The 13,312-nt window shown below is 49.1% G+C and carries 14 protein-coding genes; all 14 read left to right on the top strand.

What is annotated here, in order from left to right:
• Positions 1 to 107: 107 nt before the first annotated feature.
• A complete protein-coding gene (locus A3IE_RS20710) occupies positions 108 to 1,052 on the top strand; it encodes a hypothetical protein (protein WP_020396118.1) in 945 nt (314 codons plus the stop codon).
• Positions 1,030 to 2,709: a hypothetical protein gene (locus tag A3IE_RS0113310; protein ID WP_020396117.1), complete on the top strand. Its 1,680-nt coding sequence runs from the start codon at positions 1,030 to 1,032 to the stop codon at positions 2,707 to 2,709. The genes A3IE_RS20710 and A3IE_RS0113310 overlap by 23 nt, the downstream gene beginning before the upstream one ends.
• Before the next feature lie 337 nt (positions 2,710 to 3,046).
• On the top strand, positions 3,047 to 4,435 hold the full coding sequence (locus A3IE_RS0113300) for a hypothetical protein (RefSeq protein ID WP_020396115.1): 1,389 nt from the start codon (positions 3,047 to 3,049) through the stop codon (positions 4,433 to 4,435).
• Positions 4,428 to 5,480: a hypothetical protein gene (locus tag A3IE_RS0113295; RefSeq protein ID WP_020396114.1), complete on the top strand. Its 1,053-nt coding sequence runs from the start codon at positions 4,428 to 4,430 to the stop codon at positions 5,478 to 5,480. The genes A3IE_RS0113300 and A3IE_RS0113295 overlap by 8 nt, the downstream gene beginning before the upstream one ends.
• Before the next feature lies 1 nt (position 5,481).
• Positions 5,482 to 5,712: a hypothetical protein gene (locus A3IE_RS20705; RefSeq protein ID WP_020396113.1), complete on the top strand. Its 231-nt coding sequence runs from the start codon at positions 5,482 to 5,484 to the stop codon at positions 5,710 to 5,712.
• Between the two features lie 79 nt (positions 5,713 to 5,791).
• Positions 5,792 to 8,332, top strand: a complete 2,541-nt coding sequence (locus A3IE_RS20700; RefSeq protein ID WP_020396112.1) for a hypothetical protein — start codon at positions 5,792 to 5,794, stop codon at positions 8,330 to 8,332.
• Between the two features lie 9 nt (positions 8,333 to 8,341).
• On the top strand, positions 8,342 to 8,698 hold the full coding sequence (locus tag A3IE_RS0113280; protein WP_020396111.1) for a hypothetical protein: 357 nt from the start codon (positions 8,342 to 8,344) through the stop codon (positions 8,696 to 8,698).
• The gene (locus A3IE_RS0113275; protein WP_020396110.1) at positions 8,698 to 9,546 is read left to right on the top strand and encodes a hypothetical protein; all 849 of its coding nucleotides are present in this window, start codon (positions 8,698 to 8,700) and stop codon (positions 9,544 to 9,546) included. Before A3IE_RS0113280 ends, A3IE_RS0113275 begins: the two co-directional genes overlap by 1 nt.
• Positions 9,537 to 10,463, top strand: a complete 927-nt coding sequence (locus tag A3IE_RS22540; protein ID WP_020396109.1) for a glycoside hydrolase family 108 protein — start codon at positions 9,537 to 9,539, stop codon at positions 10,461 to 10,463. The genes A3IE_RS0113275 and A3IE_RS22540 overlap by 10 nt, the downstream gene beginning before the upstream one ends.
• Positions 10,464 to 10,467: 4 nt before the next feature.
• The gene (locus tag A3IE_RS0113265) at positions 10,468 to 10,749 is read left to right on the top strand and encodes a phage holin (protein ID WP_083900645.1); all 282 of its coding nucleotides are present in this window, start codon (positions 10,468 to 10,470) and stop codon (positions 10,747 to 10,749) included.
• Complete coding sequence (locus tag A3IE_RS0113260; protein ID WP_020396107.1) at positions 10,746 to 11,372, top strand: hypothetical protein; 627 nt, start codon at positions 10,746 to 10,748, stop codon at positions 11,370 to 11,372. The genes A3IE_RS0113265 and A3IE_RS0113260 overlap by 4 nt, the downstream gene beginning before the upstream one ends.
• On the top strand, positions 11,362 to 11,823 hold the full coding sequence (locus tag A3IE_RS0113255) for a hypothetical protein (protein ID WP_020396106.1): 462 nt from the start codon (positions 11,362 to 11,364) through the stop codon (positions 11,821 to 11,823). The genes A3IE_RS0113260 and A3IE_RS0113255 overlap by 11 nt, the downstream gene beginning before the upstream one ends.
• Positions 11,810 to 12,229: a hypothetical protein gene (locus A3IE_RS0113250; protein ID WP_020396105.1), complete on the top strand. Its 420-nt coding sequence runs from the start codon at positions 11,810 to 11,812 to the stop codon at positions 12,227 to 12,229. Before A3IE_RS0113255 ends, A3IE_RS0113250 begins: the two co-directional genes overlap by 14 nt.
• 11 nt (positions 12,230 to 12,240) lie before the next feature.
• Complete coding sequence (locus A3IE_RS22165) at positions 12,241 to 13,275, top strand: hypothetical protein (RefSeq protein WP_020396104.1); 1,035 nt, start codon at positions 12,241 to 12,243, stop codon at positions 13,273 to 13,275.
• Positions 13,276 to 13,312 lie beyond the last annotated feature (37 nt).

The following is a 13,312-nucleotide window of genomic DNA, read 5'->3' as shown; positions in this document are numbered from 1 at the left end:
GAGTAGGGTGGGGGCTTGGCAATAGGTTGGAAGTGGCTGAGCGGTAAGGTGGGTACTTAGTTATCTACACTAATTTAGGGTTTTTGAAAAAAACGCGGTGACGGCAAATGAATAACAATAAAAATACGGAACTAGCTTTTAAATGTGGCACGACCAAAGGTGGATGCGGCAAGCGTTTCACTGCCACGCAATATCAAACAGCCAATTTTCCTGAGCGCGAATGGTATCCGTATGTGCACAGTGCGGTGTGTCCAGCGTGCGGGCTGGATGCTGGGCAGGCAAATTGGCAGCTTGGGCAGTGGAAAGCGGTTTATGATCATGGTCGCCCAGGGCCTACGACGGCTGAAGGTTTAAAAGCCATTGCTGATGCCACTAAGAATCGCGACCCCTCCAGTTTTGCTGTCAGCCGTTTTAATGCGATTACGCATGGCGCGACGGCGGAGGTGGCCAAGTTTTTTCCGGCACGACCAGGGAAGTATCCGGTTTGTGATGGTTGTGAGTATTTGTTGGATGGTTGTGGCACTGAGATGCGGCATTGTGCCAAACGTACCGAGCTATTTGTGCAGTTTGCCTTGGCTCAGGAACAAGGGGACGGTCGCTTATTGGGTCGCTTGATGGCTAGCACGCAAGCGGGTTTGCTGGCGATTACGGGCGATATGATCCGTGCGATTGCAGCGCGTGGCGTTGAGCTAGAGCGTCCTATGTTTGTTCGTGGTGATAAAGGCGGGATTGATTTAGCCACGTATCGCGATGAATTTGGCAATCAGCAGACCATTATGGAAGTATCTGCCAATCCATTGTTGAAGCCTTTGATTGATCTTATGAGCAAAAACGGGATGACGCTGGCCGATTTGAATCTAACACCAGCGGCGGCGGAAGAACAAAAACGATTTGATGGGTATTTGGATGATAAAGAGGCTGATCGGCAAAGTGTCGCTGATGCCATGGCCCAACAGCAGGCGAATATGGATAAATTATTAGCGGTGATGAATCGCGGCTCCAAGTTGATACCCGCAGGGAGGGTGATAGATGTCGAACCCGAAACGGATTAGCGGTACGCAGCGCATTGAAATGTGGTCGGAGGCAGAGCGGGAAATTCAGCGCTTTGCGGGCGACCACTACCAGTGGCATAAGCACATTCATAAAGTCACATTGGATCCCATTCAGGTGTTGAAGTGCACGGAAATGGATGAACATGCGCAAACCGTGGACTTTAGTTCGCGGCGGATGGGCAAGACTGCCGTAAAAGAGCTGTATATGCTCAAATATTTGGCTACACATGCAGACCAAGAGCTGGGCGTTGTCGCACCGCGTGAAGCGCAAAGTGTGGTGAATCTTAATTATCATTTAGAGGCGATTCGTCGGTCCGAGGTGCTGAGCGCTTATATTGACGTTAGAGCGGGGAGAAAACAGATGGCTGATACTTATTATCGGTTTGCCAATAAATCGAAAGCGCAAGCCTACGGCATTATGGCGAATGTAGATGGTGGGGATTTGACGGCGGCGAGCTTGGAAGAAGTGGACGATATGCCGCATGATCGTTTGTTTAGCCGATTCCTTTTGATGATGGGTGCGACACGGCGTTTGGGTGCATCATCTAACTCCAATAATAAGCCGCAAATACGCATTACGGGGGTATTGAAAGGTGCAGATACGCTGATTGAGCTGATTGAGTCAGGTAAGTATTACATGATTGGCGCTTATCATGGTGATGCGGCACGGCGCGAAATTCAGCGTTTTATAGATGAAGGTTTTTTGGATGCGTCGCTGGTGGATGTGGCGAGTTATCGCTATCCCGTGCCGATTGGTAATTTAGTTACTGGGATAAAGCTAGGCTTGTTGCAAGAGTCGTTATTGTTACAGTTTCGTGAGCAACTGCCACCGGATGACTTTACGCGCCAGCTCCTTTGCGTGAACACGGTGTCTAAAAATACGATTTGGACGCAATGGATTCAGCGTGCGGTGCAGTTGGGCGTGTATGCGCGGTTGGAGCAGGCACAACCTATACCGGGGAAAACGTATAAAAAACGGGGTAGGGTCTCGTTTGGCTATGACCACACCGGCCACGGTGAAAACCTCTTATCCTCACGCTCCTTTTTAGTAGTCACGGAAGATTTGGCGGGTTTTACTGTGCCGATTTTTGCGCATCGCTGGCCGTTGGGAGTTGATGAGGATCAGGTTAAGCGCGATTTGATTGGGTTTTGGGCATATTTCAAACCTGATGCGGCGATTGGTGATGCGTATGGCATTGGTATGCTGGAAGCCTTGTGTGATGAATTGTTTAAACGCGGCTTGACAACGATTGATCGGCGCACGGTGGGTGATGGTTCTAGTGTTGCGAGTAATTGGAGTGAATGGCCGTTCGTACCGTTGCGGTTTGAAGGGATGATGAAGCATTCGATGGCTATGTCATTGGCTGCATCGTTTTCGGGTGGGCGCATGGCACTGCCTTCCGTGGAAGGTATTCAGCAAGGTGAGGCTGGTTTTGAGGATGTGGAAGCCATGCAGGTGTTGTATTGGCAGTTGCCCAACATTGAAACAGTGAGCAATACCAAAACTTATGCCAGTTATAAGATGGTAAAAAAGTCGGTGGGCGATGATGGCTTTGATGCGCTCATGGCCGCGCATTGGGCGTTGAAATCAGGTTCATTTGATATTCCGACGCAGATTTTGTTGGGAAAAACGCCGCAGGACAAGTTGTTGGAGTAGAATACGGTATCATAAGCAACTATAATTAGACCTGTTAAAGAGAACGGTTTTTTGCTGCACCGTCGCCAAACTGCACAGCATCTAACCGCATGAAAAAACCGCTAAAAGCCTGATGGCCTTCAATCTATCAGGCTTTTTTATTGGTGGCACTTTTACCAGAACGGGCATAAAAAAAAGCCAGCTTGGGGGCTGGCTTCTAAGAATGGACAAGCTTGGACAACAAATAGAGGAGGCTTAATTATACATAAAAAACTGCCGTGATAGCACTATATATAGTTGTTTTTTAGTAACAATTGTCTATATATAGTATAATTCCCCGAAACTTTAGGGGATGGTTATGGGCTGGCTTGAGATAATAAAAACAAAATTAGGACTCTCTGCGGATGAGCATCTGAACCCAAGCAACGCGCCAGTGTATGAGTGGGGTAGACGTGGCACGACTGACTCCCAGTTGCGCGTGCTGTATGAATCCATGTTGCCACCTTATGACCTTTACAACACCATCCTTGAAGTTAGACGCATGGACCGGCTCGATGGTCAGGTCAAAATGCTGCATAACCGTATCGCCAAAAGCCTCACCAAAGGCGGGCTACAACTCGATAATCCTACTAATGACAAACGCTTAAATACGCTGTGGCGTGCTTATGTTGCGCGCACTGAGTTGGATAAACGCCAGAAATTAATTAGCGATGCACGCGGATTGATCGTAGAGGGGAATTTGGTGCTGCAATGGGTGCTGAATACTACCGCGACTCAGGTTATGCGCAGTGTGCGCATGCCAGCAGAAACGATTCGTCCCCTCGTTGCAGTCAACGGTCAATTCGTCGATCCGGCGAAAGCTTATGCGCAATATAGCTTCTTAGATGGTAAGGATTTGGCGTTTTTTGCACGCTGGCAAATGGATGTGGCACGTCTTGATCCTGACAATTACGATGATTTTGGCAGCCTAGGTCGTCCGTTATTAGATGCGAATCGCAAGCGCTGGCGGCAAATTAATATGACCACGGATGATATGGTGGTGCGGCGGCGTCACCGTGCAGCCTTACGCACAGCACACGTTTTAAAAGGTGCAAGCGATGCACAGCTCACTGAGTATAAAAAACGCGTCGAAGCCGAAGAGAAAAGCATAACTACTAATTACTACTCAAACGTTGATGGTGCCGTGACTGCTCTGCAAGGCGATGCGAATCTGGATCAAATTGCGGATGTATCCTTATTGTTGGATGCGTTTTTTGCGGGCACGCCCATGCCAAAAGCCTTGCTGGGCTATGTGTCAGGGTTAAATCGCGATGTATTAGAAGATATGAAACGCGAGTTTTATGACGATTTGGACGCCTTGCAGGATTTGTTAGCGGATAGTTATCTGCACGGGTTTAAGCTGGAATTATTGCTAAATGGGCTGAATCCCGACTCGCTAGAATTTACGATCCAGTTTGCGGAACGACTCACCGAAACCCTAACGCAGCGCACAGACCGAGCCTTAAAAGTGCGTGCATTGGGTGCATCGCAACATACCGCATGGAGTATTGCGGGGCTTGATCCCACGGCTGAATTAGAGCGTTTGGAAGATGAACGCGCTAGCTTAAATCCTTATCCAAACCCTGATATTCCAACGGTGGATGATGAATTGGATGGTTCAGCGGCTCAACGCCATGCGCAGAAAATCACTATCACACCCGACAATGCAGCGGGTAAGGAATCGGCCACGAGTATAAAGAATGGCTGAGACTTATCAGCGCGGTGCAGCGATTCGGCGCGGTACGGCTGAAGCGCTAAAAGCCATGAAACAATTAAATTTGGATCAGCTTTGGGAATTAAATCTGCTTTATCAGTCGGCGCGTGATCGGCTGGTTAAGCGTTACGTGGCGATGGCGAGTGATCAGCAGTTGCGGGTGCAGCACTTAGATTCGATCTTGGGGCTGATTAAAGAGGTGATGAGTTCGGTTGGTACAGACCAGCGTCAAATTATCACGCAAGGCATTACTCAAGCGGCGGGAATTGGGGCGGGTGTTTTACAACATGCACAGTTGCCTTTGATTGCAGATGGTACGCAAGCGGTGCGAGCGGTGTGGCATTTGAAGCAAGCGGATGGGTTGCAATTGTCGGATCGGCTGTGGCGCTTGGATTTGGATGCAACTCGCATTTTGCGCGATGAAATTAGTTTGGCACTGGTGCAGGGTGATAATGCACTGACGGCGGCGCGTGAATTTGCGGCGGCAGGTTTGCCGGTGCAAGGCGGTTTGCCACATGCTGCATCGGTGGAAAAACTTAGCACACTCACCAGCAGCATCTTATTAAATCGTGAAGGAAATCTGCTGGATAACGCCCAGCGGGTGTTTCGTACGGAAATGGCCCGCGCGCAAACCCTTGCGTACATCGATGCCATGGAAAGCATGGGCGAAGGTAGTGGGCTGGTGGGCTATCGTTTCCGCTTAGGGGCGAATCACAAGCGCACTGATATTTGCGATGTGCATGCGGGTGCGAATTTGTACGGTTTGGGGCGTGGGGTTTATCCGGCTGCGGTGATTCGCAGGCTTTATCCGGCGCATCCGAATACGACGAGCTATATCCAAGCCGTGTTTGAGGATGAATTAAGCCCTGATGATAAACAAACTGATCAGAATCGGGTCGCATGGTTATTACAACAATCAGCAGCCGATCAGGATGCTATTTTGGGCAAGCAAAAAGGGGCATGGCTACGTGAGGGGAAATTGACGGACGCCATGTTAAATACACCCATGCGGGTTTTAGAAAAACGATTGGATCCTTAATATGTATATCGATTGGGCTGAAATTTTAACGCAATTACAGACACGCTTTAGTATGCGCACGATTGCCAAAAAATCCTGTGTCGCCAAGTCGACACTTTATGCTTGGAAAAGCACGCAGTCTGAACCGACTCACAGCAAGGGCGAATCCCTAATTGAGTTTTGGTGCAAGACCTTTGGCAAGCCGCGCGAACAGTGCCCGATTATCAAGCATAAACAGATAAACGGTATTTAATCCCTTTATAGCGTCCAGCCTTTTGGACGCCAGCCCGTGGTATAACGCTATCTAACTATATTCGTTAGATCAGTGAGTTATGGCATTAGGTCGGCACTTTAAACTGGAAGAATCCTCAAGCGCTCATTTACGGCGTTTAGTGCTAGCTGATGCAGTCAAACTCGCACCTGAACAGCTATCGTCCACGATTACCGTACTACGCACCGGCAAATTTACCCATTCACAATACGGTGACTTTGAAGTCACTCCTCAGTTATTGCAGGAATTGGTCAACAATTTCCAAGCCAATGCTTACGGTCAAAAAATATTGATGGATGTGGCGCATGAACCTGAAGAAGGTTCGGCTGGTGAAATCACGCGCTTATTTGTGAGTGGCGACCGTTTAAAAGCACAAGTCACTTGGACGCCTTATGGCATTAAAGCGAATCGTGAGCGCGGCTTTATTTATGTAAGCGCGGAATATCACGATAACTATGTCAGTAATGAAGTACCGCAGCGCGTGTTTGGTGCGGTGTTGCTGGGCGCTGCATTGGTGACACGCCCGCATATTAAGGGCATGGAGCCGGTTTACCTTTCTGAATCCACTGCTGACGATATTAAAACCTTTTTTGATCCTGCTATCGGAACAATAACAATGAACGAATTTTTGAAACGCTTGCGTGAATACTTAGCAGGCAAGAAAGCATCCAAACAACTGACTGACGCGCTGGCGACGTCGTTTGAAACAGAGGCAAAGGCGTTGGGCGATGATCCAGCTAAGCTGCAAACCTTGTTTGATGCGTTCAAAGCATCAGCCGATGCAGCCATCAAGCAATTAGGCGAAGCAGCCAATGATCAGCCGGTGGTCGTTAATGTCTCTACTACAGGCTTAAGTGCGACTGATGTCACTAAGATGCTAGAAGAGCGCGAAACGGAACAAGTGCGCAAACTCGCAGAACAGCAAACGGCCTTGGCTAATAAGCGCAAAGTGTTTACGGATGCCATTGATGCAGCGACGGGCTTGAGTGATGCCGTAAAAACCGAACTAAAAGCGAATCAAAGCGCGATTAGTTTAGGCATGACGGATGAAGCCGCCAAAACCTTGGCAGAAAGCTTTATCACGATGGCGAATCGTCAAGCGGCACAGCAGCAATTAGCGGGTATGGGTTATAGCGTAGCGGGTGCGACTCGCATCACCGTGGATGACTCAAACACGATTAAATCACTGCAAGAAACCGTGGATCAGGCATTACGCCAAAGCTGGCAACACCAGACCGGCATTTTGCCTTTGCAAACTGACAAGATGCCGAATCAGGCATTTGTCAGCAAAGTATTGGCTGATTTTGATCGTCGTTTTGCACGTCAGTTGGCTGAAGAGCACAAGATGCTGGGCAGTGCTACCAATACCAGCATGACCACCAGCAACTTGTATCTGCCCTACTCTGTGCAGCGCACGGTGATTCGCGAAGCACTCGCCAATTTGAATATTCTTCAATTGGTGATGACGGATACCGATCCGAGTGCCACCGAAACTACGCAAATCCCGTATGAGGATCGTTTTGCGGGTGTGATCCCGAATGATGGCATTGTGTATGAAGCGCAAGGCATTCCATCGGCGGGCACACAAGTGAAGTATGTGTCTGCCTATTTGACACCCATGAAACTGGCCATGCGTTTATCCAATGAATCCATGTTCTTTAGTGAAAATGGCTTGGTAAATTGGAACGCTTGGGCGGAGAACATCGCCTCTAATACACGCATTATGAAAGAGTTGGTACACATGCGTGTGTCCAATGAGATGTTGCGTGCATCCGATACCGTGAGTGCGATTGGGGTGGGTTTGGCTACTGCGGAAACCTTGGCAGCTACTGATGCGCAGGGGATCACAAAAACTGCTCAATTCCCGATTGTTCGCCCCTTCCAAGCGAAGAATTTAAAAGGGGTGAATCAAGGTAATGCTGAATGCCCTGTTGTGGTTAAGGTGGGCGCAGCTACCCTGCCCTATTACACGGGCGGCACCTTAGCTGCTGGCAACTATTGGCGTTTTGCCAACCTGAACTTGGGTTATATCCAAATTGTGAATCAATTGGGTGTGCCACAAGCGGGCGTGGCGGCAACAATTAGTTATTACACCCCTTCTAATATCGTCAAGTTCGACCTAAACCCAGCGTCGGGTGTGGATTTCCACAAACATTTGAATGGTTTGTTGGATGCTATTGGTGATCAATCGGCAATGATGAGTTCTAGTCGGTTTGTCAATCCAGAGTATGCGGCAATGAGCCGTGTCCTAAACAACACCGCCAGCAAAGCGGAACAGTTTGCAGTATCGCTGAATAAAAATGGCACCAACTTAAACTTGAATGGCGATTTGTTGGAAATTAAAGGCTTACCTGCTTTCAATGTGGATGCGCCAGGTGTGGATTTAGCGTCACAGCGCGTGTTGATTGGGCAACGCGGTTTGACAGCATACAAGATCGCCAAGGCGTTTAGTGTCGGTGCACCCTTTGAAGCAACGAACTCATCAGGTCAACCGACCGGCGAAAAGATTGCTTACGGCGAAGAATATAATTCGATTTATACCCCTGATCCGGTGCGCAACCGTTACACCTCAGTGCTGGTTTATGACAGCACCACACGCTAGGGGTGAGGTATGAGCCAAGTATTTTTCACCAATAAAGGCAAGCGTCCGCTCATGATCGGCAGCCAATGGTGTTCGGTGAATGCCACGATTGTGGCGCATGAAGCGGAAATTCCGAAAGCGTATGCCAAGTGGGTGCAGAAAGTTGATACATCTGCACCGGCAGAGAATCCAGCTAAGCCAAATCCTGATGAAGTATTACAGGCAATTTTGGCTTTTCCTGAAAAAGAAATTGTTGCCAAGCTGGATGCGCTGGCCGCTGATCAATTGCAACAGTTATTGGCCCTTGAAAGCAAAGCCGACAAGCCGCGTAAAGCTGTGACTGATGCGATTAATGCAGCCATTTTGGCGCGTGCGGCGGTGCAGTGATGCTAACCATTCGCGGCGAGAAAAAAAGCACTATTTCCATTGCAGATCGTCTGCCGGTGGATTCTGAGCTAGATGGTGTGTTACTGGTGGATTGCGCGGCTGTGGAACTGGATTTTATGGGCGTGCATTTTTCAAGCAATGCGCTCAGTCCCGTGCACGTAACGCAGCCGCTAGTCGAAGTGCGCGACTCTACTGATTGTCTGATTAGAAATGTGACGCATCACAATTCCTATGAAGAGTGGTTGCAGTTGGATTGGCGCTGCGCGCGATCAGGTATTTTGTTGCGTGGCAATGGTTGTGCCATTGAGCAATGTGCGCTTTCCGGTGTGCGTTTCGGTGTCGGCTTGCTAGCACCCTATTGCAGTGTTTTAGGGCTATCGGTAGAAGGTTTCAGCGCGGATGCGTTGCGTTTGCTGTCTGATAATGCCCAAGCATCACAGGTACAAATCGCAAAAGCATTTTGGGGTGATGAACGCGAACACAGCGATGGTGTGCAGCTTTTCCCGATGGCGTTGCCTGAAGAACAACGCACTAAAAGTCTTAGAAATATTAAGTTGCGTGACATTTATATTGAGAATCGCAGCGATTTTGCGCCGCTTTCGCGTTGGATGCAGGGCATTATTTTAAGCGATGGTTCACTGCATGATGCGGAGCTGGTGAATATCCACATTGATACGGATCACGAAGTTGGCTTGCAGCTTGCTGAGGCGCACGATGTGTCGCTGCGCAATATCAACCTTAAGCACGCTGACAGCAAACTGAAAATCGGCACGTCCAAAGCCGATTATTGTCCGTCCACCAATGTGCGGATGAGCGCGATTACTGCACCGGAGATTGTATGGCTATGAATCCCCTGCCATTGGCTCAACAACGGCGCGATATTATTAATCGTGTGAAGCAAATTGAAGGTGGTTATTCCAATCACCGTGCTGATTCAGGTGGTCGCACTAACTATGGCATTACCGCAGCCACTGCACAGCAATATGGTTTTCGCAATGTGGCTGAATTAACGCCAGCCGATGCTTATGAAATCTATGAGCAGGGTTACTGGTATCCCTTGCGCTTAGATGAAGTTGGAACACTTAGCCCTAAACTGGCAGAACGCTTATTTGATATTGCAGTCAATCTGGGACCTAGTGTAGCGGTGAAATGGCTACAGCGGGCTTTGAACGTGCTGAATAACGGTGGCACGTATTATCCAGATGTATCCGTTGATGGGGCCATGGGCGTGCAAACCTTGAATGTGTTGCGCGCGTTGTTCACCAAACGTGGCAAAGTCATTGCCGAAAATACCTTAGTCAAAATGTTGGCGAGTCGCCAATCGGTGCACTATCAAGATTTAGCGGAACAACGTCCGAAAGATGAGGCGTTCAGCCAAGGGTGGCAAAATCGCGTGCCAGATGCGGATGTAGATGCGGCGGCTGTGGATAACTATTTTTCCGGCGATGACTCAGCCTCTGATGATCAAGCATTTGGCGCTAGTGAGTCAAAAAGCTATCAGCCGCCGATTGATCCAGACTATCAAGCATGGTTGGCACAAAAAGAACAGTCCAAGAACACCAAAAAAGCGCACCAATCTAAGATTAATTGGGTGCAGATTGTCGGTATGGCAGCCAGTTGTGGTGTGCCGTTTATAGCGGGATTATCCCCTGAGCATGTCGCCATGATTGGTGCGGGACTGAATACTGTACAGGGTTTAGTGACGATAGCATTGCGCACTTGGTTTACCAGTAAACCCATTCGGGCACATTCGGTCACAGGGTAGTGATATGAGGACGCTTCCGTATTCCCAAAATAATAATAAAGAAACTATGCAAAATACGATTGCAGTCGCCACCGGCTTGAGCTATGGCGCATCCGGTGCAACGGTTGTACTGGGATTACAAATTAATTTGTGGCTGAGTGTATTAAGTTTGCTATTCGTCGTGCTGACGTTCGGAGCCAATCTGTATTTCAATCACCAAGAACACAAACGCAAACAGCGCGAAGAAGCGCGCAAAGATCAGTTACATAAAATAGATTTAGAGCAGCGGATGCGGGTGTTGCAATGACCGATTGCCAGCGCTTAGCCATTAAACGCTCAGAATTGATCACTGATTTGCAGCGCATCATGAACAGTGAACGCCACCGGCTGGCAGATAAAAGCTGGGATTTGGCGATTGATGCGGCGCTGGTAGATTTGTCGAAAGGCGATGCACGTCCGATTACCCTGCAAGCGACGTTGACACTGGTCTCTGGACAAGCGCAATACCCTGCCCCTCCTTTTGCCGCTAGGTATCTGGGCACTGATTGGGGTTTACAAGCGACACAACCGCTTTGGGATATGGACTACGAGCCACCGGCGCGGGTGCAGATGACCAAGATCATGGGTAAGCGTGTCCTGCACTTCTCCCCTGCCCCTAGTTTTCGCATGATCGCCGTGCATGGTGATCAGTTTGAATTTTATTATGGTGAAAACCACGTCTTAACCGAGCAAACCTGCACCGTCCTGCCCTCTGACTGGGAACTCTTAAAAGTACGCGCGTTGGCGTCACTCATGACCGAGTTAATTGCGGCGCATGTGGTTGCACCGGTGACGATTAATCGAGGTATGACACCTGCCACCTATACCAAGCCGCAAGATGCCTTTAATGCACTGATGGGTGAGTTTGAGAGGCTAAAACGTGCGCATTAGTATCCAAATTAATCCGCAAGATTTAGACCAGATTAGGCATTTGCCTTGGCTGGTTAATGAGGTGTTGCAGCGCAGCACGTATCAGATTGCAGCACGTACCGCAGCACAGGTGCAGCCACTGGCCCCGCATGCCACCGGACAATTAGCCCGCAGTATCCGACCCATTCGCACCGCCACCGGTGCAGATGTACTGATGGATACGGCTTATGCGCAAGCGGTGCATGATGGGCGCAAAGCAGGTTATCGGTCGGATTTAGAGGATTTGTCCGATTTGTCGGCATGGATGCGAGTAAAAGGCATACCTGAATCCGCGTTATATCCGATTGCGCGTCAGTTGCAGCGCTTTGGCACAAAACCCGTGCCGTTTTTGCGTGAGTATGTGGATTCGCTGGCGTTTGAAGTGATGGCACGCAATATCGTGACCAAGGAACTTGCCAATGCGCTGGGCTGAGTTAATGCGGGCTATTGATGAGCAGTTGCGCAGTGCATTTGCGGCGGAACTACAACAAGGCATGTTTATCGCACCGTGCGCATGGGGCACTACCCCGCAAGTAGATGCTATCTACTGTTATCCCATGCACACCGACCTGCCCTCCCCTGACTTGAATGACACTAAAACCGCGATTCAGTTGGATTTGTGGAGTGTGGAAACCCGCGAGCATGACGTATTAGCTGCGTATGACCGCCACGATGCCCTGCAAGTGAAGGTGCTGAATGCGCTGAAACAATTAAACGGTGGCCCGATGTTACTGGAGTTTGAGCAGTGGCGTTTTGCATCCGATTTTGCACCGACGTATATGAGTCGATTGCAATTTAATGCGGCGGTATCCACCGCTTGTTTTGACAATAATAATTAGGAGTTTTATCCATGACCGAAGCTAGTTATAGCACTGCATCGCACGTTATTGAAACTGGGGATGTTATTACACAATTATTTAAAGAGTCATCGGATCGGCAAAAGCGCCAGATGATGAGCTGCTTTGCGAATAGTCAAGAGTTGAAGCGTGCCCAACTCGAAGAGCGGTTGACCACACAACTTCAACAGTTACGCGATTTGATTAATGGGCAAACACCTGGTGTGAATCCGTCACGACTGGAAGAGCTGTTCAAACAGTTGATGCAATCCGAAAAAATGCGCGCGTTTTTCGGCAATGCTTGTACTGATGTGAAAGCGCCAGACGGCACAATCAAGCGCATTAGCAATGCATCGATTTTACGCAGCTTTATTAATCGCCCACAGCGTATCCGCACCGAATTTTTACGTGATACGAATCAGTCTGCTTACGGCTTGAAATTTTGGTTAACAGGTGATCGTAGTGCCACGCTTAGTATTGTCGATGTGCGCATTTCTGCGGATGGCGAGCTTCCAGAAAAGTGGCGTAAAAACTTTAGCACCAACAGTTGGCCGTCGGATGGTTTGCCTATCACAGCTGAGTTCTATAGTGATTATTTGAAAATCCCTCAAACGGATGAAATCACAGGTTGCTCTTATATTGATGAAGTCGAGCTGGTGAGAACAAACTTAGTGTTTGATTACTTTGGTAGCTTAGAGCCATGCACGATGACTGATTTGCCGGATGGGATTGATATTGATGGCGACGGCATGATTGGTACACCGCAGGGCGTGATAACGCCAGCACCTGAGCCTGATCCGGTGGTTGATCCTAATCCAGTACCTGAGCCTGATCCGGTGGTTGATCCTAATCCAGCACCTGAGCCTGATCCGGTGGTTGATCCTAATCCAGCACCTGAGCCTGATCCGGTGGTTGATCCTAATCCAGCACCTGAGCCTGACCCAGTGTTTGACCCTGATCCGGTGGTTGACCCTAACCCAGTGCCTGAGCCTGATCCGAATGCGGATTTGTCCGGTTCTGACCCAAACGATCCTAACCTTAATCCATAACAATAAACCCCTACTGAGGGTTCGCCCTCAGTAGCTT

The sequence above is a fragment of the Thiolinea disciformis DSM 14473 genome (assembly GCF_000371925.1).
GTDB classification, from domain to species: Bacteria; Pseudomonadota; Gammaproteobacteria; order Thiotrichales; family Thiotrichaceae; genus Thiolinea; species Thiolinea disciformis.
The sequence above is the reverse complement of the archived record's forward strand: the minus strand, read 5'-3'. Positions and strand labels throughout refer to the sequence as shown.